Source organism: Saccharopolyspora sp. SCSIO 74807 (assembly GCF_037023755.1).
Lineage (GTDB): Bacteria > Actinomycetota > Actinomycetes > Mycobacteriales > Pseudonocardiaceae > Saccharopolyspora_C > Saccharopolyspora_C galaxeae.
The window spans coordinates 1,292,565-1,311,544 of record NZ_CP146100.1; the positions used below are offsets into that span (position 1 = coordinate 1,292,565).

Consider the following 18,980-nt stretch of genomic DNA (forward strand, 5'->3'; position numbering starts at 1 on the left):
CGGGGAACTCGACTCCACGTCCGCCGAAGCGCCGATGCCCGACGCCCCGATCTCCAACGACCCGGACAGCAGCGGTTCCGACTCCAGCGACCCGGAGCTCAGCGGCGCGAAGGACTCCGCCCGAGGCGATTCCGCAGGTGCGCCCGTACCGCCGAGGTCGCCGGACAACGCGGACACCCCACCGGACGACTCCGGCCGATCCGGTCGCACGCGCCGACCCGGGCGGTGCTGCTCATGCCGGAAACGGTCGGGGAATCGCCTGCTGCGCCGCCACAGCTCGAACGGATCCCGCTCGGCGGCCAGCGCGGCGAACTCGGACCGCAGGTCGAAACGGGGCGCGGACTGCTCGGAGGTGTGCCGCGGCGCGTCGGGACGGGCCGCTTGCGGTTCCACCGGCCCGAGTTCGCCCGAGCCACGCAATCCCGTGGGCACACCGGACTCACCCGGTGCGGGACCAGGACGGGGCCTTCCGGAAGAGCGTTCCGCAGATCCACCCTCGCGCGACGCACCGAAACCGCTGGCCGACGCCTCGGGGCCGCCATCGCCGGAGCCGTCGAGCGCACCCGGCGGCCCGGGCGGCGCACCGGGAGCGGAACCGTTCATCGGCGCGCTCTCGCGGATCGGGACCGGCCCGCCCGCGCCGGGAACCGCGTGCATCGCAACTCGCCGCCTGCCACCGGCCGCACCCGGCGACGGGTGCCCCACCGGACCCGGTGCGGCCGCCCCAGGCCCGGCCGCCCCAGGCTGGACCGCCCCAGGCTGGACCGCAGAGTTCTGCGGTGACGTCACTTCTCCCCCAGGTCGTCGACATCCGGTCCCCGCGAACGGCGAGCTCGACGGCCCGCCACGACGCGGCACGCGGCTTGCGGTGGCATCGCCGATCAGCGGCTCGCACGGCCCGCCGTGCGGGCCGCGGCGGCCCCTCCCCCGGCCGCGCGCAGATCGACCACCTGCGTGGAACGCGACATCACGAGCCCCCTTGCTGCTTGACGCCACCGCGCGGCGACATTAGCAGTAGCGATCGCCCCGGATGCGCGTTTCCGGGCAACGCCCGGACCTCGGCACCTCCCATCGCCCGGGCACATCGGACATACCGGCACATTGCACCTGGACCCGCGAGTGCCGTTGATCACCGATCCGGTAACCGACGGTGGCGTAGGTCGTCACCCGAGGATCAGGGTGTTCATTGGCGCGCGAACGGCGGATCGCCCGACGCAGCGCCCACCAGCGCGTTCGACGTGCGCCGCGGGCCTGCGGCGCACAGCGCGACAGGAGCGGGAGGAGGGCCGATGAACGGCCGGCAAGGAACGGGCGGTACCGAGCAGCGGGCGGGGTGGCCGAGCTACGTCGCGCTGGGCGACAGCTTCACGGAGGGGATCGCCGACCCGTCCCCCGGCGGCGGGTACCGCGGCTGGGCCGACCGGCTGGCCGAGACGTTGGCCGCGACCGACCCGCAGCTGCGCTACGCCAACCTCGCGGTGCGCGGCAAGCTGCTCAAGCAGATCACCGAGGACCAGGTCCCGTCCGCGCTCGGACTGCGCCCCGCCCTGTTCTCCCTGGTGGGAGGCGGCAACGACATCATCCGCCCCGGCAGCGACCCGGACGCGCTCGCGGCGATGTTCGACGACGCGGTGCGGGAACTGCGCGGGACCGGCGCGGACGTGCTGATCGGCACCGGTTTCGACACCCTCTCGACGCCGGTGCTGCGCCGGGTGCGCGGCAAGGTCGGCACCTACAACGCGCACCTGCGCGCGATCGCCGACCGGCACGACTGCTTCGTGGTCGACCTGTGGTCGATGCGGGTGCTGCAGGATCCGCGGGCCTGGAGCGAGGATCGCTTGCACCTGTCGCCGGAAGGGCACCGCCGGGTCTCGCTGCGGGCGTGCGAAGCGCTCGGCGTGGAAGTCACCCAGGATTGGCGCGCACCGTGGCCGGAACTGCCGGAGCAGCCGTGGCGGGTGCAGCGGGCGCAGGACATCCAGTGGGCGCGGGAGCACCTGGCGCCGTGGATCGTGCGGCGGCTGCGCGGGCAATCCAGCGGTGACGGGCGCGGCCCGAAGCGGCCGCAGCTCGAACGGCTCTGCTCCGCGGCGCCCGGACGCACCCGCGAAACCGAGTCGTCCCGGGAGCGGTGAGCGCGCTGCGGCCGCTGAGTCCCCGTGATCCCGCGGCAGCCGTGCACGGCTCCGCCACGGACGAAGTGCGGACCTTTGGACCACCCCGTTCACGCCAAAGGTCCGCACCCACCCCCACGTCCATCCGGTGTCCCGGATGTTCCGCTCCCCCCGGAGCGGCCACCCCGGCCGGCACCCGCCGCAGCGGGTACGAGCCGGGACGGCCGGGCGGCATCCCCCTCGGATCCCCCAGGAGCCGCCCGGTGCGGATCCGAACTCGCCGACCCGCACGCAAGACAAGCTCCCAGCGCGGGCTAGACGTCGGCTAAACGTCCGCTAAACGCTCCCCTGAGCAGCAAAAACGCCGGTTCAGAGACTGTCCAGCCTGGACCGCGCCTGCTCGGCGCGCGGCGAGCCGCTGGTCTCGTAGATGGACAGCGCGGTCTCCCAGCGGGTCTGCGCAACCGACCGATCGCCCCGCGCGTGCGCCGCGTCGCCGAGCCCCAGGTAGGCCGACGCCTGGTGCATCGCAGAGCCGCAGCGCTGCGCCACGTCCAGCGCTTCGTGGTGGTAGTTCTCGCCGTCGGCGAGCCTGCCGAGTTCGATGCTGACCTCGCCGCAGTTGTTCAGCACCATCGACAACGTCTCCAGGTCGTCGGCCTCGCGGTACATCACGACCGCTTCCAGCAGGTGCTCCAGGGCTTCGGCGAGGTGCCCGCCCGCCTGCTCGACCTGGGCGAGGTTGTTCAGCGCGCCCGCTTCGCGGTAGCGGTCGCCCAGCGTGCGGTACACCCGCAGCGCGTCCCGGCAGTGCACCTGCGCCTCCGCGTAGCGCTGCATCCTGAACAGCACCGCACCCATGTTGACCTGCGCCATCGCCAGCCAGCTGGGGCTGCCGGTGGCGACCGCGCAGCGGTAGGACTCCGCGTAGTGCACCAGCGCCTCCTCGTGCCGCCCGCTGCGGGCGTAGGCGACGCCGAGCCCGGCGGGCATCAGCACCTGGCCGATCGGGTCGGCGGCGAGCCGGGCGGATTCCAGCCCGTCCCCGTAGACCTGGATCCAGTCCTCCCAGGGGCAGCGCACCACCAGGTAGTTGAACTGGCAGCGCACCAGCTGCCAGGCGTGCTGGTGCAGGCCCTGGGCCTTCGCGGTGCGCACCGCGGCGACCAGGTTCGGCCATTCCGCGTCGAACCAGGCCAGCGCTTCGGTGCGGTTGCGGATGGCGGGCTGCTCGAAGGTGGAGTCGCCGGAGAAGTCGACGTCGTCCCGCGCGGGCCGCAGGAACCTGCGGGCGTGGTCGGAGACCACCAGGTAGTAGTGCAGCAACCGCTGCAACGCGCCGCCGTCCCGCTCGCCCGTCCGCTCCTCCGGAGTGTTGAGCAGTTCCCGCGCGTACAGCCGCAGCAGGTCGTGCATCCCGAACCGGTCCGGCTCGGTCTCGGTGACCAGGTGCGCCAGCGCCAGCGCGCGCAACCTGCGGTAGGCGCCCGCCGAGTCGGTCTCGCACAGCGCTGCCACGGCTTGCGCGGTGAACGTTTGCCCGGGCACCAGCCCGAGCAGCCGGAACGTGCTGGCGTGCACCGGATGCAGGTTCCGGTAGGAGATGTCGAACGCCCGCCGCACGCTGGTGTCGGCGTCGTCGATGTCCAGCCCGTGCAACCGGTTGCTCTCGTCGGTGAGCTCGTGCACCAGGTCGGCCACGCCGCGCGCCGGGTTCGCGGCCAGCCGGGCGGCCGCGATGCGCAGCGCCAGCGGCAGCCCGCCGCAGAGCTCGGCGAGTTCGCGGGCAGCGTCCGGCTCGGCCGCGGAACCCTCGATACCGCCGGCCCGGTCCAGCAGCGCGACGGCGGATCCGGTCGGCAGCGTCTCCAGCGGCAGCACTCGCGCCCCGCTGCGCACGACCAGCCCGTCCAGCCTGCGCCTGCTGGTGACCAGCACCAGCGCGGTCGAGCTGCCGGGCAGCAGCGGCCGGACCTGATCGGAGTCCCGCGCGTTGTCCAGCAGCACCAGCACCCGCCGGTCGGCCAGCAGCGAGCGGTACAGCGCGGCCCGGTCGTCGACGTCCAGCGGGATCGCGTCGGCGGCCACGCCGAGCGCCTTCAACATGCTGGTCAGCGCTTCGCCGGGGGACAGCGGCGCCCGCTCGGAGTCGAAACCGCGCAACGAGGCGTAGAGCTGTCCCTCCGGGAACGAACCGGCCACCCGGTGCGCCCAGGTGATCGCCACGGCGCTCTTGCCCACCCCCGCGGTGCCGGTGAGCACGCCGAGCATGGTGGCGCCGCCCCGGTCCCGTTCGGCCAGCATCCGGTCCAGCACGCCGAGTTCGCTCTCCCGGCCGACGAAGCCGGCGACCGCGGGCGGCAGCTCGGCGGGCACCGGCCGGATCGGCGCCGAGTCCCGGCCGGTGCTCGGCCGCACACCGCCCAGCAGCGTCTCGTCATCGCGCAGCAGCCGTTCGTAGAGGGTGCGCACCTCCGGGCCGGGGTCGATGCCGAGTTCGCCGGAGAGCCGTTGCCGCAGCGCGTGGTAGGAGGCTTGCGCCTCGGCGCGGTTCCCGGCGCGGTACGCGGCGAGCATCAGCAGGTAGGTCAGCCGTTCCCGCAGCGGGTGCTCGTCGACCAGGTTCGCCAGTTCGACCACGAGCCGGTGGTGCTTGCCCAGCTCCAGGTCCGCCGAGATGCGTTCTTCCAGCGCCAGCAGCCGCAGCTCGTCGAGGTTCGGCCCGACCATCTGGTGCAGCCGTTCGGCGCCCACATCGGACAGCACCGGTCCGCGCCACAGGTCGAGCGCCTCGTTGAGCAGCTTGGCGCGGTTCGCCGGTTCCAGCCCGTGCGCCTGGTTGACCAGCGTGCGCGCCCGGTGCGCGTCGATCCGGTCGTTGTCCACCCGCAGCAGGTAGCCGGGCGACCGGGTCAGCACCGCGGGCCTGCCGGGCTCGTCCTCGTGCTGCTGTTCCAGCATCCGGCGGATGCGCGCGATGTAGCCGTGCACGATGGTCCGCGCGGTCGCGGGCGGTGCTTCCCCCCAGAGGATGTCGATCAACCGGTCCATCGGCACGACGTGGTTCGGCTCGAGCAGCAGGCAGGCGAGCGCGCCGCGCGCCGCGGCCGACCCCACCCGCAGCGGGACGCCGTCCAGGCGCACCTCCAGCGGGCCGAGCACGCGGAAGGTGAATCCGCTGCCCCCTCCGCCGAGCGAGGCGTCCTGCCCTGGCATCCCGTGCACACCTGCCGTTCCTGCGCTTGATCCGGTCCTGGTCAGTTTCGGGCACCGCGCGGCGGCGAGTCCACTAGCGGCGAAACCGACACACGCTAGCGAGCGGCGCGGCGAGCACCTGCGGCACCGCCGACTAGCTCACCCGATCGGCCCAGCGAGCGGCGCGGCCGCTCGCGGTGGATCTCCGGTTCCGGTGCAGCTCAGCACGCGGCCGAAGGGTCGCAGCAGTGGCGCACCGTGCCCGGACTCACCCCCGGACGGCGCCGGCGCTGCTCCGATCGGCTCCCGGTTCGCGGAGGTGCCCAGTACCCTCGCACCAGATCGATCATCGTCGAGCACCACCCGAAGGAGCCCGCCGCGTGCCCACCCCGTCCGCAGTGGTCGATCGCGCCGTGGGCTGCCTGCTCGGCGTCGCGCTCGGCGACTCGCTCGGCGTGCCGGTCGAGTTCCAGCAGCTCGACGGCATCCGCGCGGAGTTCGGCGAACAGGGCGTCGCCGAGCCGCCCATGCCCGCGCTGCTCGGCGACGCGACCCAGATGACGCTGTTCACCGGCGAGGGCTACCTGAGCGCGTGGACCCGCGGCAACAACGGCGGCCAGTGGAACCCGGTCGAATCGGCCGCGGCGGCCTACCGGCGCTGGTTGTCCACGCAGCAGGAGGACAAACCGCCGACGGGCGCGACCGGACTGCTCGCCGAAGGCGAGCTCTACGCCAACCGCTCCCCGGGCCTGACCAGCCTGCGCGCGCTGGGCGAACCGCAGCTGGGCAGCCCGGACCGGCCGCGGAACAGCTCGAAGGGCTGCGGCGGGCTGGACCGCACCGCCCCGCTCGGTTTCGCGCCCAGTTCCGCGTTGGCCTACGGACTGGGCTGCCGGTTCGCGGCGCTGACCCACGGCGGCGCGGGCGGCTGGGCGTCCGCAGGTGCGTTGTCGCTGGTCGTGCACTTGATCGCGGTCCAGGACCGGCGGCTGACCGAGGCCGTCGACCAGGCCTCCGGGCGCGTGCTGCGCGACGACCCGGAGACGGCGGGCCTGCTCGCGGAGGCTTCCACGCTGGCCCGGCTCGGCGGCTCGGTCGGCCACGTGGAGCGGCTCGGTCAGGGCTGGATCGGCCCGGAGGCGCTGGCCATCGGGGTGTACTGCGCGCTGGCGCTGCCCAAGGCGGAGCAGTTCACCGCGGCGCTGCGACTGGCGGCGAACCACTCCGGGCACAGCGACACCACCGCCGCGATCACCGGCGCGATCCTCGGCGCCCGGCACGGCACCGCCGCGTTGCCGCGGAACTGGCTGTCCCGGTTGGAACTGGCCGACGTGGTCGAGCGGGTGGGGCACGACGTCGGCGCGTCGTGCTCCGGCGAGAAGTTCAACGAACGCCGCTACCTGGGCCTGGACACCTGAGCGACGCACCATCGGTCCGGCCCCCTCGCGGGAGGCCGGACCGCAGGGCGCTCACCTGCCCATCGGGGTGAAGTCCGTGGCGGCGACGAACTCCGGCCTGCGCTGCTTCGCCGCGAACGGATCGACCAGCGTGTTCTGCACGCTGTTGAACACGACGAAGATGTTCGAGCGCGGGTACGGGGTGATGTTGTTGCCCGACCCGTGCATCGTGTTCGAGTCGAACCACAGCGCCGCGCCCGCGGCCCCGGTGAACTGCTCGATCCCGTGCTCGTACCCGAGCCGCCGGATGTCGTCCTCGGCGGGTACGCCGACCTTCTGCTCCTGCAGCGACGACTTGTAGTTGTCGTCCGGCGTCTTTCCCGCGCAGGAAACATAGGTGCGGTGCGCGCCCGGCATCACCATCAACCCGCCGTTGAACGGGAAATTGTCGGTCAGCGCGATCGACAGGCTCACCGCGCGCGGCGCGGGCATGCCGTCCTCGGCGTGCCAGGTCTCGAAATCGGAATGCCAGTAGAAACCGTTTCCGCGGAATCCCGGCATGTAGTTGATCCGGCTCTGGTGCACGTAGACATCGGATCCGAGGATCTGCCGCGCACGATCGAGAATGCGCGGCTGGCGGATCAGTTCCGCCACCATTTCGCTGGTGCGGTGCACTTCGAACAGCGAGCGGACCTCGTTGGATTCCTTCTCCACCACGGTGCGCTCGTCGGCGCGGACGTCCGGGTCGCGGACGAGCCGCTCCAGCTCCTGCCAGTGCTCCTGCACCTCCGCCGGCGAGAGCAGGCCCGGCAGCACGTGGAAGCCCTTGTCCTGGTGCTCGGCCAGTTCGCCGGTGCCCGCAGGCCCGGAATCCACGCCGGGCCAGACCACCGGATCGGTGCGTTCCAGCAGCGCGGACTCGGCTCCGCGCCGGGTCGGATAGCGGTCCTGCGTCCGCACGTCTGCGACGGTCATCAGTTGCGCCTCCTTCGCGAATTCCCGCCGGAGCGGCCGGTGCCGCACGCACCGCCGCCATTTCTCGGTTCCTCGTTCGGTGGCGTTTCCCCGAATGCGGGGCCGCACACCGCGGCAGGCAACCTGACACTCGCCGGATACCCCTCGGCACTCGGCATTACGCATCCGCGCAGCGGAGTCTTCGAGCCCGGCGGCCGGTGGGATCGATCACGAAGGGCGAAATGCGATCAGCGCCCGAACGCGAAACAGCCCACGAGCCGCCGCAGCGGCCCGTGGGCTGCAAGATTCGCCCGGGGGTCGGTCAGTCTTCGACGACCAGCGGGTAAACGCCGTTCTCGTCGTGCACTTCGCGCCCGGTCACCGGCGGGTTGAACACGCACACCGTGCGCATGTCCGTCTTCGGCCGCACCTGGTGCTTGTCGTGGTCGTTCAGCATGTAGACGGTGCCCGGCTTGAGCTGGTGCACCTCACCGGTGGCCTTGTCCTCGACCTCGCCTTCGCCCTCGAAGACGAAGACCGCCTCGATGTGGTTGGCGTACCAGAAGTCGTTCACCGTGCCGGCGTACAGCGTGGTCTCGTGCACGGAGAAGCCGACTTTCTGCTTGGCCAGCACGATGCGCTTGCTGCGCCAGTTCTCGGTCTTGATGTCGTCGTCGGTGTCCTCGACGTCTTCGAGACTGCGGACGAACACTGCTTTCCCTCCTTCGGTGGGCCGGCTTCGGGTTTGCCAGCTTCGGTAGTGCGGACGCGAGCGGCCGGCCCGGAGACAGCCGGGCCGGCCGGTGTGCGCTGGATTCAGGCAAGCACAGCCTGCACCGAATCCACGATGATTTGAAGCCCCTGTTCGAGTTCATCGTCGGAGACGGTCAGCGGCGGCATGATCTTGATGACCTCGCTCTGCGGCCCGGAGGTCTCCAGGATCATCTTCCGGTCGAACGCGGCCTTCGAGATCTTGCCCGCGGTCTCCGGGTCGTCGAAGCCGAGCCCGCGAGCCAGGCCGCGGCCCTTGGCCTGCGCGCCCTCGTACTTGTCCGCGATCTCGCCGATCACCTGGCCGATCCGCTCGCCCTTGGCGATCGTGCCGCGCTGCAGCGCGTCGTCGCTCCAGTACAGCCGCAGCGCCTCGGACCCCGTCACGAACGCGGGGTTGTTGCCGCGGAAGGTGCCGTTGTGCTCACCCGGCTCCCACACGTCCAGGTCGGACTTGATCAGGGTCAGCGCCAGCGGCATCCCGTAGCCGCCGATGGACTTCGATAGGCACACGATGTCCGGCACGATGCCCGCTTCCTCGAAGCTGAAGAACGGGCCGGTGCGCCCGCAGCCCATCTGCACGTCGTCGATGATCAGCAGCATCCCGTGCTTGTCGCACAGTTCGCGCAGGCCGCGCAGCCACTCCGGGCGGGAGTTGTTGATGCCGCCCTCGCCCTGCAGCGTCTCGACGATGACCGCGGCGGGCTCGTTCAGGCCGGAGCCGCTGTCCTCCAGCAGCCGCTCGAAGTACAGGAAGTCCGGGACCTGGCCCTCGAAGTAGTTGTCGTAGGGCATCGGCGTGGCGTGCACCAGCGGGATGCCCGCGCTGCCGCGCTTCATCGAGTTGCCGGTCACCGACAACGAACCCAGCGTCATGCCGTGGAACGCGTTGGTGAAGCTGATGATCGACTCGCGGCCGGTGATCTTGCGGGCCAGCTTGAGCGCGGACTCCACCGAGTTCGTGCCCGTCGGCCCCGGGAACTGGACCTTGTAGTCCAGCCCGCGCGGCTTGAGCAGCTTCTCGTCGAGCGTCTCCAGGAACTCCCGCTTGGCCACGGTGGCCTGGTCCAGGCCGTGCGTGACCCCGTCGCGCTCCAGGTACTCCAGCATCTTGCGTTTCAGCGCGGGGTTGTTGTGCCCGTAGTTGAGCGCCCCCGCACCGGCGAAGAAGTCCAGGTAGGGGGTGCCGTCCTCGCCGTAGAGCCAGCTGCCGCGGGCCACGTCGAACGTGGTCGGCCAGTTCCTGCTGTAGCTGCGCACCTCGGATTCGAGGCTTGCGAAGATGTCGTTCACGATCCTCCGTTCGGCGCGGCGACCGTTGGCGGCCACCGGCTGTGCAGTAGGTCTTCTCGTCTCCCGGCGGGGAGACCGCCGTTGGTGCGCCGGGAACCTGCGGTTGTGCGATCCGGCACGGCCGCCGGGCTGCTTCGCGATCGCCCCGGCCCGCGCTCACCGCGTGCGCCGATCGGCCCGCTGGACCACGGGGGCCGGGCCGGGCTGATCGGTCTGCCTGTGCTGATCGGTACGCCTCGGCTAATCGGCCGGCCTGGGCGCCGCCGCCGAGTCCGCGGGCACGACGCCCGGAGCCGGGAACGGCCCGATTCGGTAAAGGTCCTCGTCCTCGTGCGCATCGGGGAAAAGGTCCGCGGTGAACAGCTCGCTGCGGGCGAGTTCGGTGCCGCGGTCCCGCGCCAGCGCCGAGAACAACTTGATCGAAGCGGTGTTGTCCGCGGTGATCGTCGTTTCCAGATAGCGCACCCCCCGCGGCACCAGGCGGTCGACGAGGTGCGTGAGCAGTTTGCCCGCGAGGCCGCGCCCGCGCTGGGATGCGTCGACCGCGACCTGCCAGACCATCAGCACGTCCGGCGCGTCCGGCCGCAGGTATCCGGTGATGAAGCCGACCGCTTCGCCGTCCTCCCGCGCCACCACGCTGGTGCCCGCGAAGTCGCGGCACCACATCAGGTAGGCGTAGGACGAGTTCACATCGAGCACTCCCGAATCGCTCGTGATCCGGTAGAGTGCGGGTCCGTCCGCGACGACCGGAATGCCGATCTCCGCATCGGGAGAGTCGCTTCCGCCATTCCGTCCGCCATTCGGTCCGTAGCCGTTATGGCTGGGTTTGTCGCCGGTCATGCTTTGCCAACTTAACAGAACATCGCCTAAGCCGTCAGGTACATGAACGTTTCCTGGCGGCACTACCAGGCGATACCCGATTCTACACGTGATGAGCACGACATGATCGTTGCGCTGCGCATCTCCGCAGTGTTAACGATGTGTCGGAACTAGTGATCGAAATTCCCCAGTGCGGGCGTGACCAGCGAAAACGCCCGCTTCACAAGCTGTTCGCCCGCAGCCCGCGGATTGCATCCGCCGATATTTCGGATAACGCGCGGAATTGCGATCTTCAGCGGCGCCGCGCGAGCGGCCGCGCACGGCAGGCGGCCGCGACCGAACACGTGCGTCCGGGGCCGCGAGTGCGGCGGCCCCGGACGCACGGCATCCGGCGTCGATCAGACGCCGGCGACCTCCTTGATCCAGTCCCGGTATTCGGTGATGTTGTTGTAGGCCGTGGAGGTGGCCCGGTCACTGGTCGAGGCCACCCCGACCTGCTTGCCGTTGGAGAACATCGGCCCGCCGGAGTCGCCGCCCGCCGGGATGCCGGTGCCGCGCTCGGCGCAGACCGCGGTGCCGCCGCGGTAGTCCGTGCAGGCGATGTCGGTGACCTTGACGTCGGCGACCTTCAGGTTGGTCGCCTGGCACTCGGATTCGGGCTTGTCGGTGCAGGTCGCGCCCCAGCCGTAGGTCTGCACGGTGTCGCCGTTGGCGACGTCGCCGGTTTCGCCGAGCGGCGCGAACTCGACGTTCATCGGGCGGTCCACGTTGACCAGCGCGAGGTCCACGCTGTCGTGGATGTGCACGCCGCCGGACTTGGCCTTGAACTCCTCGCCCTCGTGCTGGTTGAGGCTGCCGACGCGGAAGCTGATGGCTCCGTCCTCGGCGCCTTCCACGCAGTGCTGGGCGGTCAGCACCCATTCCGGCGAGATGGCCGTGGCGGTGCACGCCTCCTGGCCGTTGTTGAGCAGGCGGGCCGCCCAGGGAGCGTTCGTGGCGTCCTCCCCGTCGATGATCATCGGCTGCAGGTCGGACGGCGGAGCGGGCGCCGCGGGAGCCGCGGCTTGGGCTGGGACGGCGAACGCGGCGGCGGCCAGGGCCAAGCCCGCAGCGCCGGTCAGAACTCGGACCAGAGACACGCTGATCTCCTCTGGGTAGCAGCGGCAACGCTGTACGGAGCGGCTTCGAACACGCTCCATACCCTCACCCGAACGGGTAATGGGTCAACCAATTGGTCACTATTCGCCACCGCGACTGCGAGCTGAGTTCTGATCGAGATGCGCCGATCGACGGACTCAACCAACAATCGGGTGCCCACTATGGCGCCGGTCGGACGTCTCCCGCACCTCGGCGGCCGCACCTCGATGAGCAGCGGGGACACCCATGGAGATCACCGAATACCGCCCGGGCACCCCGTGCTGGGTGGACCTCGGCGTGCCCGACCCCAGCACGACATCCGAGTTCTACGCCGAGCTGTTCGGCTGGACCGTGCACGACACCGGCGACGAAGGCGGCGGCTACCGGATGTGCCTGCGCCACGGCAAACCCGTCGCGGGCATCGGCCCGCACTCCGGCGGCAGCAGCGGCCCGCGGTCGTGGACCACCTACATCTGCGTCCGCGACGCCGACGCCGCAGCGGAAGCGGTGCGCAGGGCGGCGGGGCAGGTGCAGCTGGAGCCGATGGACGTGCTGGACGCTGGCCGCATGGCGGTGTTCACCGACCCCTCGGGAGCGGCCATCGCGGCGTGGCAGCCCAACGAGCACATCGGCTCGGCGGTGCTGGACGAACCCGGCGCCCCCTGCTGGCACGAACTCGCCACCCGCGACCCGGAATCCGCGGTGGAGTTCTACTCCGCCGTGTTCGGCTGGGAGGCGGCCAACGAGCAGATCGGCGCGGAGGACTACACCGCCTGGCGGCTGGAGGGGCGCACGATCGCGGGCATGATCCAGATGACCGCGAGCTGGCCCACCGAGCTGCCCGCGCACTGGACGGTCTACTTCACCGTCGCCGACACCGACGCCGCGATCGAGCACCTCGACCGGCTCGGCGGAACCGTGCTCGCGGGCCCCACCGACATCGAGCCGGGCCGGTTCGCCGTGGTGCACGACCCGGCGGGTGGGCTGTTCGGCATCATCGCGATCAACCCCGCGGCCGCGCCGGGTTGACGCCGCGGCTCGCGGCCGGGGGCGATCAATGCCTCGATCGGGTCCTGTCGCCGAAGGGCAGGACGCGCTTAGGCTGCTCGAACCGGGAGCCGCTGAGGGGATTCGAACCCCTGACCATCCGCTTACAAGGCGGGCGCTCTGCCTACTGAGCTACAGCGGCGCACAGCAACCGGCGATGCCGGCGACCACGCGGACACATCGTAATCACCGCACGCCCGCCGCGAGCAGGCGGTCGCGCAGGACCCTCGCACGCGGGCGCGCGAGGCGAAGTGTCAGGCTCGTGACCGAGGACACCCGAGGTCCGTGCAACAGCAACGGCAACGGCGCCGATGGGCGAGGTGACGATCAAGGCGAGCCGCCGGGAGCGGTGAGCAGGAAGGTGGTTTCAGCGGTGGGAATCACGCAGCGCGCCCGTGGTGTGCTGCGGCGGCGCGAACCGGCCGAGACGGTCGGGACCCGCAACGCCGTTTACGGGCCGGCACTGCCCGACGAATCGACCGTCCACTTGGTCATGGACCTAGGACTGCGCATCGGCGAGGTCCAGATGGCCAGCGGTGCGGGCGCCTCCGACGTGACGGCCACGATCATCGGCGTGGTCAGCGCCTACGGTCTGCCGCACTGCGAGGTCGACGTGATCTACACGTCGATCACGGTTTCCTGCTACCGCGGCACCGAGTCGGTGCCGATCACCTCGCTGCGCGTGGTGCGCAACCGCTCGATCGACTACACCCGCCTCGACGACGTGGAGAAGCTGGTCCGGCGGATCACCGCGGGCGAGATGTCCGCCGCGGAGGCGTACTCGGAGCTGGATCAGATCACCTCCGCGCCACACCCGTTCCCGCGCTGGGTGGCGACCTTGGCGTGGGCCGGGATGGCGGCTTCGCTGTCGGTGCTGCTCGGCGGTGGCCCGCGGCTGGCCATCGTGGCCGCCGTGGCGACCGCGCTGGTGGACCGGATCGGGCGGGTGCTGAACAAACGCGCGCTGCCGTTCTTCTTCCAGCAGGCGGTGGGCGGCGCCATCGCCACCACCATCGCGTTGCTGTGCTCGTACCGGGAGAGCTTCCTGCCTGCGGAGTCCGGTGCGCTGGCGGTCGCGGCGAGCATCATCGTGCTGCTGTCCGGGATGACCGTCGTCGGCTCCATGCAGGACGCGATCACCGGGTACAACGTGACCGCCGCAGGCCGCATCGCGGAGATCGCGCTGATGTCCGCGGGATTGATCGCCGGCGTGGTGCTGGCCCTCTACACCGGTTCCCAGCTGTTCGGCCAGCTCGCCGGGGACCCCAGGCTCGTGGGCGGGGCGCAGATCGAGTCCAAGGCGCTGATGATCCCGGTGCAGACCCTGGCGGGCGCGTCGACCTCGGCGTGCTTCGCGCTGGCCAGCTACGCACCGCCGCGGCCGCTGGTCGTGGCCGGGCTCGGCGGCGCGGTCGCGGCGGGGGTCTCGGCGACGTTCACCACGCTGCTGTCGCTGGACCCGGTGCTGGCCGGTGCCGTGGCCACCACGGTGGTCGGCGTGATCGGCGGGGTCATCGCCCGCAGGCTGGAGATCCCGGCGCTGGTGATCGCGGTCTCCGGTGTGGCACCGCTGCTGCCAGGGCTGGCCACCTACCGCGGGCTGTACGAGGTCGTGGTGTTCGGCGACCCGAACGGCATGTCCACGCTGATGCTGGCGGCGGCCACCGGGCTCGCGCTCGGCGCCGGCGTGGTGCTCGGCGAATACCTGGCGCAGCCGGTGCGGACGCGGCTGGGCAGGCTGGAGCGCAAGCTGGTCGGGCCGCGGCTGTCCGGACCGCTGCGGCCCACCCGCCGCAGGCTGGAATGAGTTGCGTGACCGAACACTCGCTCTCGGTTGCACCACACGTCCGACGCGCCCATGGGGCTGATTGGTTAGCCTCGCGAGCGGGTAGTGGGTGATCCGGGATCGGTCCCGCGATGCCAACCGGGCAGCGGGTGACGCCCAGCCCCGAGCCGCTGGAGAGCACCAACGCCGTCGGCGCAGCCCATCCCGCCCGAGACAGCAGAAGTCTCCCGAGGAGGCACACCGGTGACTAGGGGCAGCAACCCCGCCCGAGCGGATTTCGTCGTCGTGGCCAACCGGCTGACCGTGGACCTGGAGCGGCTGGAAGACGGCACGGAACGCTGGAAGCACAGCCCGGGAGGCCTGGTGACGGCGCTGGAGCCGTTCCTGCGCGCCCGGCGCGGCGCGTGGGTCGGCTGGCCCGGTGTCGCCGACATCGACGTGGAGCCGTTCGACGACGGGGACCTGCACCTGCACCCGGTGCGGCTGTCCTCGGACGAGTTCCGCGACTACTACGAGGGTTTCTCGAACGCGACGCTGTGGCCGCTCTACCACGACGTCGTGGTGCCGCCGGTGTTCGACCGCTCCTGGTGGGAGGCGTACCGGCGGGTGAACAGGCGGTTCGCCGAGGCGGCGGCCGCGGTCAGCGCCGAGGGCGCGACCGTCTGGGTGCAGGACTACCAGCTGCAGCTGGTGCCCGCGATGCTGCGGGAGCTGCGCCCGGACCTGCGGATCGGGTTCTTCCTGCACATCCCGTTCCCGCCGGTGGAGCTGTTCATGCAGCTGCCGTGGCGCACCGAGATCGTGCGCGGGCTGCTGGGCGCCGACCTCGTCGGGTTCCACCGGCCCGGCGGCGCGCAGAACTTCCTGTGGCTGGCCCGGCGGCTGGCCGGTTTCGAGCCCAGCCGCGGCCAGGTCGGGGTGCGCTCGCGGCCGGGCGTGGTGCAGGTCGGCGACCGCACGGTGCGGGTCGGGGCGTTCCCGATCTCGATCGCCTCCTCCGAGCTGGACCACATGGCCCGCAGCAAGGACGTGCAGCAGCGCGCCAAGGAGATCCGGGCCGAGCTGGGCAACCCGCGCAAGATCATGCTCGGGGTGGACCGGCTGGACTACACCAAGGGCATCGACGTCCGGCTGCACGCGATGCACGAGATGCTGCAGGAAGGCCGGGTCCGCGCCGAGGACGTGGCCATGATCCAGATCGCCACGCCCAGCCGGGAGCGCGTCGAGCACTACAAGCAGATGCGCGAAGGCATCGAGCGCGAGGTCGGCCGGATCAACGGCGAGTTCGGCCGGGTCGGCCACCCCGCGGTGCACTACCTGCACACCTCGGTGGACAAGCGGGACCTGGTGGCGTTCTACTGCGCGGCCGACGTCATGGTCGTGACGCCGGTGCGGGACGGCATGAACCTGGTGTGCAAGGAGTACGTGGCGTGCCGCAACGATCTCGGCGGTGCGCTCGTGCTCAGCGAGTTCGCCGGCGCGTCCGCGGAACTGACCAGCGCCTACCTGGTCAACCCGCACAACCTGGACGGAGTCAAGGAAGCGCTGCTGGCCGCCCTCGACATCGAGCAGGCCGAGGGCCGCCGTAGGATGCGAGCATTGCGTAGGCAGGTGCTCACGCACGATGTCGATCGCTGGGCGCGATCGTTCCTCGAAGCGCTGGGTACGACCCTTACGGATTAGTGCGCGGTCCCGCATTCGCCGGCACGACCGGGAAGCGGGCGACGGCACGACCGATCGACCACCGGCAGGCGTGCTGCGGGAACCGGCAGCGGACCCGACTCGCGCGCCGCGGCACCGGATCGATCACGAAGACCCATCCGAGAAGCCCCAGAGGAGTATGGCGTTGACCGCCGAAGCTCTCCCCGCCGAGCTCCGACGCACTCTCGTGCAGCTCGCGCGCACCCCTCGACTGCTGGTCGCCTGCGACTACGACGGCACGCTCGCACCGATCGTGGCCGACCCGAACGCGGCCAAACCGCTGCCCGAATCGGTGCACGCCATGCGTTCGCTGGCCGCTCTTCCCGCGACCACCACCGCGGTGATCTCCGGACGCGCCCTGCGCGACCTCGCCACCCTGTCCCGGCTGCCCGCCGAGGTGCACCTGGTCGGCAGCCACGGCTCCGAATTCGACGTCGGCTTCGTGCACCAGCTGGACCCGCAGGCCACCGAGCTGCGCACCGCGCTGCAGCGGGCCGCGCAGGAGGTCGTGGTCGGCGAGGAAGGCGTCACGCTGGAGGCCAAGCCGGCCAGCGTGGCCGTGCACGTGCGCCGCGCCGCGGAAGACGTGGCCGAGCGGGTGCTCGACGCCATCCGCTCCGGCCCGGCCACCTGGGACGGCGTGCAGGTCACCGAGGGCAAATCGGTGATCGAGCTGGCCGTGGTGCAGACCGACAAGGGCAACGCGCTGGACGCGCTGCGCCACCAGGTCGGCGCGACCGCCGCGATCTTCCTCGGCGACGACGTCACCGACGAGAAGGCGTTCGCCCGGCTGCACGGCCCGGACATCGGGCTCAAGGTCGGCGACGGCGAAACGCTGGCCGGTTTCCGGGTGGCCGACACCACGCAGGTCGCCACCGCGCTGGCGTTCCTGATGGAGGAGCGGCGCACCTGGCTCTACGGCGAGCAGGCCCCGCCGATCGAGCGGCTGACCATGCTGTCCAACGAGCGCACCGTGGCGCTGCTGACCCCGGACGCCCGGGTGACCTGGATGTGCCACCCCGGGCCGGATTCGGCGGCGGTGTTCGCCGACCTGCTCGGCGGCCCCGGCGCCGGGCACTTCTCGATCCGCCCGCACGGCGGCGACGGCGCACCGCGCAGCCCGCTGCCGCTGGGCCAGCGCTACGTGCCGGGCACCATGACCGTCGAGACCCGCTGGTCGCGGCTGCTGGTCACGGACTACCTGGAGCACGGGGTCGACGGGCACCGCACCGACCTGATCCGGGTGATCAGCGGCGGCAGCACCGCGAGCATCGAGTTCGCCCCGCGCCCCGAGTTCGGCCAGGTGCCGGTGCGGCTGGTGCAGGAGGCGGGCGGCCTGCGGGTGATGGGCACCTCCGAGCCGATCGTGCTGCACTCGCCCGACGTGCAGTGGGAGATCACCTCGGACGGGATGCACGAATCGGCGCACGCCGTGGTGGAAGCCTCCGACGCCGAGCCGGTGGTGCTGGAGATGCGCTGCGGCACCGAGGACCTCTCCCCCGCGCAGCTGACCCAGCCGCAGCGCCGCGCCGCGGCGGACGCCTACTGGTCGGACTGGCTGGAGACGCTCACGCTGCCCGCGGTCGAGCGCGACCTGGTGGGCCGTTCCGCGCTGACGCTGCGCGGGCTGTGCAACACCGACACCGGCGGCATCATGGCGGCCGCCACGACCTCGCTGCCCGAGGAGATCGGCGGGGTGCGCAACTGGGACTACCGCTACTGCTGGCTGCGGGACGGCTCGATGACCGCGCAGGCGCTGGTCACGCTCGGCTCCACCGCGGAAGCGGAAGGTTTCCTGAACTGGCTGCACAACGTGCTGGCATCGCTGCCGGGCCCGGAGCGGCTGCACCCGCTCTACAGCTTGCAGGGCACCAGCCTCGGCCCGGAGGCCGTGATCGACAGCCTGCCCGGCTACGCCGGATCCCGCCCGGTCCGCGTCGGCAACCTCGCCGACCAGCAGGTGCAGCTGGACGTGTTCGGGCCGGTCGTGGAGCTGGTGACGAACCTGGCGGCGGCCACCGGCGCGCTGCGCGATCAGGACTGGGAACTGGTCAAGGCGATGGCCGAGGCCGTCTCGCACCGCTGGTTCGAGCCGGACCACGGCATCTGGGAGGAACGCGACCAGCCGCGGCACCACGTGTACTCGAAGGTGATGTGCTGGGTCACGCTGGACCGCGCGATCAAGCTGGGCGAGCGCTACGACCGCACTCCGGAATCGACGTGGGGCCCGCTGCGCGACCAGATCTCCCAGGACGTGCTCAAGAACGGCTGGCAGGCGGACGTGCAGGCGTTCACCACCGCCTACGAGGGCTCGGACCTGGACGCGGCTTCGCTGCACGTCGGCTTGTCCGGGCTGATCGACCCGGCGGACGAGCGGTTCAGCGCCACGGTCACCGCGATCGAGTCGGAGCTGCGCAGCGGCTCCACCGTCTACCGGTACCGCCGCGACGACGGACTGCCCGGCGACGAGGGCGGTTTCCACCTCTGCGCGGCGTGGCTGATCGAGGCGTACCTGCTGATCGGGCGGCGCACCGAGGCCGAGGAGCTGTTCCAGCAGATCGTGGACACCGCAGGGCCGACCGGGCTGCTGGCCGAGGAGTACGACCCGATCGCGGAGCGTTCGCTGGGCAACCACCCGCAGGCCTACTCGCACCTGGGCTTGATCCGCTGCGCCCAGTTGCTGTCGTAGCGCTGTGCCGCGGGTCGGGCGGCCGAGCCTGACCCGCGCGAACGAGCGGGCCGTTCGTCCGGTGCACTGGGCGAGCC

Annotated in this window: 12 protein-coding genes and 1 tRNA gene; 6 read left to right on the forward strand and 7 right to left on the reverse strand. The window is 71.3% G+C overall.

All coding sequences use genetic code 11. The features are described 5' to 3' along the window. Positions 1-1,289 precede the first annotated feature (1,289 nt). The gene (locus V1457_RS05705; protein ID WP_338601109.1) at positions 1,290-2,135 is read left to right on the forward strand and encodes an SGNH/GDSL hydrolase family protein; all 846 of its coding nucleotides are present in this window, start codon (positions 1,290-1,292) and stop codon (positions 2,133-2,135) included. 348 nt (positions 2,136-2,483) lie between these two features. Here V1457_RS05705 and V1457_RS05710 read toward each other — a convergent pair whose 3' ends face one another. Further along, positions 2,484-5,330 carry a BTAD domain-containing putative transcriptional regulator gene (locus tag V1457_RS05710; protein ID WP_338601112.1) on the reverse strand — a complete coding sequence of 949 codons (2,847 nt, stop codon included), beginning with the start codon at positions 5,328-5,330 and terminating at the stop codon, positions 2,484-2,486. A gap of 359 nt (positions 5,331-5,689) precedes the next feature. On the opposite strand from V1457_RS05710, the gene V1457_RS05715 reads away from it, so the two are divergent. Further along, the gene (locus V1457_RS05715; RefSeq protein WP_200068324.1) at positions 5,690-6,727 is read left to right on the forward strand and encodes an ADP-ribosylglycohydrolase family protein; all 1,038 of its coding nucleotides are present in this window, start codon (positions 5,690-5,692) and stop codon (positions 6,725-6,727) included. A 51-nt stretch (positions 6,728-6,778) separates the two neighbouring features. On the opposite strand, the gene thpD is transcribed toward V1457_RS05715, so the two are convergent. From thpD to V1457_RS05740, 5 genes are all read right to left on the reverse strand, one after another. Continuing rightward, a complete protein-coding gene (thpD, locus tag V1457_RS05720) occupies positions 6,779-7,681 on the reverse strand; it encodes an ectoine hydroxylase (protein WP_295145763.1) in 903 nt (300 codons plus the stop codon). A gap of 301 nt (positions 7,682-7,982) precedes the next feature. Next, a complete protein-coding gene (locus V1457_RS05725; protein ID WP_295145765.1) occupies positions 7,983-8,372 on the reverse strand; it encodes an ectoine synthase in 390 nt (129 codons plus the stop codon). A gap of 104 nt (positions 8,373-8,476) precedes the next feature. After that, a complete protein-coding gene (gene ectB / locus V1457_RS05730) occupies positions 8,477-9,724 on the reverse strand; it encodes a diaminobutyrate--2-oxoglutarate transaminase (RefSeq protein ID WP_200068321.1) in 1,248 nt (415 codons plus the stop codon). A gap of 240 nt (positions 9,725-9,964) precedes the next feature. Further along, on the reverse strand, positions 9,965-10,483 hold the full coding sequence (gene ectA / locus V1457_RS05735) for a diaminobutyrate acetyltransferase (RefSeq protein ID WP_295145769.1): 519 nt from the start codon (positions 10,481-10,483) through the stop codon (positions 9,965-9,967). Positions 10,484-10,941: 458 nt separating this feature from the next. Continuing rightward, entirely contained in the window at positions 10,942-11,682 is a 741-nt protein-coding gene (locus V1457_RS05740; RefSeq protein ID WP_307849861.1) for a trypsin-like serine protease, read from the reverse strand. Between the two features lie 244 nt (positions 11,683-11,926). Between V1457_RS05740 and V1457_RS05745 the strand changes: the two genes are divergently transcribed. After that, positions 11,927-12,709 (forward strand): VOC family protein, encoded by a 783-nt coding sequence (locus tag V1457_RS05745; RefSeq protein ID WP_200068318.1) that lies wholly within the window; start codon positions 11,927-11,929, stop codon positions 12,707-12,709. An 87-nt stretch (positions 12,710-12,796) separates the two neighbouring features. Here V1457_RS05745 and V1457_RS05750 read toward each other — a convergent pair. Further along, a tRNA-Thr gene (locus V1457_RS05750) sits at positions 12,797-12,869 on the reverse strand. A 231-nt stretch (positions 12,870-13,100) separates the two neighbouring features. On the opposite strand from V1457_RS05750, the gene V1457_RS05755 reads away from it, so the two are divergent. The 3 genes from V1457_RS05755 to otsB all read left to right on the forward strand — a co-directional run bounded on the left by V1457_RS05755 (position 13,101) and on the right by otsB (position 18,903). Beyond that, complete coding sequence (locus V1457_RS05755) at positions 13,101-14,534, forward strand: threonine/serine exporter family protein (RefSeq protein ID WP_338601121.1); 1,434 nt, start codon at positions 13,101-13,103, stop codon at positions 14,532-14,534. Between the two features lie 222 nt (positions 14,535-14,756). Then, a complete protein-coding gene (locus V1457_RS05760) occupies positions 14,757-16,196 on the forward strand; it encodes a trehalose-6-phosphate synthase (protein WP_200068316.1) in 1,440 nt (479 codons plus the stop codon). A gap of 157 nt (positions 16,197-16,353) precedes the next feature. Next, positions 16,354-18,903 (forward strand): trehalose-phosphatase, encoded by a 2,550-nt coding sequence (gene otsB / locus V1457_RS05765; protein ID WP_200068315.1) that lies wholly within the window; start codon positions 16,354-16,356, stop codon positions 18,901-18,903. Positions 18,904-18,980 lie beyond the last annotated feature (77 nt).

Bases quoted from the DNA above. Each gene is read 5' to 3' on its own strand.
- V1457_RS05705 (WP_338601109.1), top strand. From the start codon at position 1,290: ATGAACGGCCGGCAAGGAACGGGCGGTACCGAGCAGCGGGCGGGGTGG.
- V1457_RS05710 (WP_338601112.1), bottom strand. From the start codon at position 5,330: ATGCCAGGGCAGGACGCCTCGCTCGGCGGAGGGGGCAGCGGATTCACC.
- thpD (WP_295145763.1), bottom strand. From the start codon at position 7,681: ATGACCGTCGCAGACGTGCGGACGCAGGACCGCTATCCGACCCGGCGC.
- V1457_RS05745 (WP_200068318.1), top strand. From the start codon at position 11,927: ATGGAGATCACCGAATACCGCCCGGGCACCCCGTGCTGGGTGGACCTC.
- otsB (WP_200068315.1), top strand. From the start codon at position 16,354: ATGGCGTTGACCGCCGAAGCTCTCCCCGCCGAGCTCCGACGCACTCTC.